General features: G+C 64.4%; 2 protein-coding genes. Both read right to left on the reverse strand.

Annotated features, from left to right (window positions below):
- Positions 1–117: 117 nt before the first annotated feature.
- Positions 118–609 (reverse strand): RidA family protein, encoded by a 492-nt coding sequence (locus tag AX735_RS22070; protein WP_231750222.1) that lies wholly within the window; start codon positions 607–609, stop codon positions 118–120.
- Between the two features lie 71 nt (positions 610–680).
- On the reverse strand, positions 681–2634 hold a 1954-nt coding region (locus tag AX735_RS22075), incomplete at its 5' end, for a TonB-dependent receptor domain-containing protein (RefSeq protein ID WP_066284780.1).

The raw sequence follows: 2634 nt of genomic DNA on the forward strand, positions 1-2634 counted from the left end.
CCCTTCACACGGGTGGGGTCGCAGGTTCAATCCCTGCCGCGCCCACCATCTTTTCCCGGAACGTGAGAAAAGATGGCGTTCGCAGCCCCGATGGGCTCTCGCACAGGGACGTTCTGCTTACTTGACCTTCGCGGCCGTCGCTTCGATCTCGATCAGGAATTGCGGGCCGGCCAGCGCAGCCACCTGGACCGTGGAACGGGCGACCAGATTGGGGTTGGCCGCGGTGCCGAAGAACTCGCGATAGCCTGCGTTGAAGCCGGCAAAATCCATCTTGCCGCCGAGCTTGGGGTCGCCGACGACGAACACGGTGAGCTTGACGACGTCGGACATCGCATAGCCCTGCTTGGCGAGCGCCGCCTCGATCTTCTTGAAGGTGCTGATCGTCTGCGTTTTCGTGTCACCATAGGCCTCGATCCCTTCGGTCTTCGCCGGGTCGATCGGGCTGGCGAGCTGGCCGCTGAGCATCAGGATTTCCGCGCCCGGCGGGATGGTGACGCCGCCCAGGATGATGGCTGGCGGCGGATTGGTGTGGCGCACGATGCCTTGCGCCAGGGCAGGAGCGCAGCACAGGCTGGCGGCGATCGAGGTCAGCAGGATTTTGCGGATCAAGAAGATTTCCTTTCGCGTGACAGGAGGAACGACCCCGGCAGAAGCTGCTCCGCCGGGGCCGGGAACGAACGTCAGAAGCTCACGGTGCCCCGGACATACCAGAAGCCGCCCGCCCAGCCGAGCGGCGATGTATCGGGATAGAGCGAGCCGTTGGCCGCGCCGCCGGTCTGCGGATAGATGTTGCGGGTCTCGCGCTCGGGATAATTGTCGAAGATGTTCTGCCCGCCCACCGCGATGCGGTATTTCTCGGCAAAGGTGATCCCGACTTCCAAATCGGCCCAGACCTCCGCATCGAAGGTCTTCGGCCAGGGATTGGGATAGAGCGACGCGAAGGCCGGATCGAACCCGGTTGCAGGCGCGAAGAAGGTGGTGATGCTGCTGGCATAGTTTACCCGCGCGGTCACGTCGAACATGCCGCTGGTGAAGGTCTCCGACAGCACAGCGCGCCAGCGCGGCAGCGATTCCTCGATATTGCCCTCGCGCACACGATCGATCAGCGGCGCCGACGCCCCGCCGATGGCCGCCGACTGGACGACCGAACGGATCCTGGTGACCTCGGTCTTGTTCCAGTTGACCGCGAGGCTGGTGTTGAAATTGCCGATGCCGGTCGCGGCCTTGTGGGTCAGCACCGCGTCAATGCCCTGCGTGCGCGTGGCAAAGCCGTTGGTGAAGAAGTTGATCTGCCCCAGATCGAGCGCATTGGCGACGCCAAGCGCCAGCAGCGCGGTGCGGTTGGCGGCGGTCACGTTGAAATTGCCCGTGATGCCGATGCGGTCCTTCACCTTGATGTTGTAATAGTCGAGCGTGAAGGTGAAGCCGCCGCCGGGCGTCAGCACGAGACCGCCCGAAAAGCTCGTCGATTTCTCGGGCTTGAGCGGCGAGGAACCATAAGCGATGCCGACGATGCTGTCGGGCCGCACCGTGGCGACCGCGACCGGTACCGGGCTGCCATTGGGAAAGGCGGTCTGCACGTTCTGCGTGAACTGCTGGCCCGGCGTCGGCGCGCGGAAGCCGGTGTTGAAATTGCCGCGCACCGCGATCGCATCGGCAATCGCCCAGCGCGCGGAAATCTTGCCGTTGATCGTGTCGCCGAAATCGGTGAACCGGTCATAGCGCAACGCGCCCGACAGGGTGAAGCTCTCGACGATATCGGCTTCGAGGTCGAGATAGGCCGACACGCTGTTGCGCCCGCCCGAGGTCACCGAATCCGGGCCGAAACCGGGAAAGCCGTTCGCGCCCACAGGCTTGGTCGACAGGAAGGTGGTACCGTTGGCGCGCTGCACCGTCTGCGCGGCGAAGGGCCCTGTGACCCAGGATGCCCGGTCGCCAAGCCCCACCTCATAGCTCTCGCGCCTAAATTCGAAGCCGCCTGCGACGTTGAGCGGGCTCGCCAGCCCGATCTCCCAGGGATAGCTGAGATCGAGATTGAGGTTGGTTTCGGTCTGCACCAGCTTGCCGAGATAGAAGCTGGTCGGGCTGTCTGGCCCCAGCGAGGGGTTGAGCGTGTTGCTCATGAAATAGCGGATCTTGTTGGTGCCGGTCGACCCCGACAGGTCATAGGTCATCCCGAAACCGGTCTCGCCCTTGTAGCCGCCGACGATCGCGAAATCCTCGTTCTCGGCCTCGAAGAACGGGGTGAAGCCATTCGGGAAGATCTGGCTCGCCTCGAAGGTCCGGCCGGTCTCGCTGAAATTGCCGTTGGGCAGCCGGTCGAGATAGGTGGTGTTGATCGACTTGCCGAACGATCCGGTATTGCCGAAGCCGACCCCGCGACCGGGAATGGCGGTGGTGGTGACGCCGATCGGACGGCGATAGTTGAAGTCATTGCCCTGGCGCTGTGTGCCCCAGTTGCCGAACAGGTACAGCTCGTCCTTGTCCCCCAGCGGCAGCGAGGCGTTCAGCACGACGCGATAGGCGCGGTTCTCGGGCTGGCCCAGGCGGTTGCCCTTGGCGATCGGCGGGCGGATTCCGGCGGCGACGAGCGGCGCGATTTCGGGGCGCGGGGCAGAACGGTCCCAGATATTC

It is taken from the genome of Blastomonas sp. CCH1-A6, from assembly GCF_001556365.1.
GTDB lineage: Bacteria > Pseudomonadota > Alphaproteobacteria > Sphingomonadales > Sphingomonadaceae > Blastomonas > Blastomonas ursincola.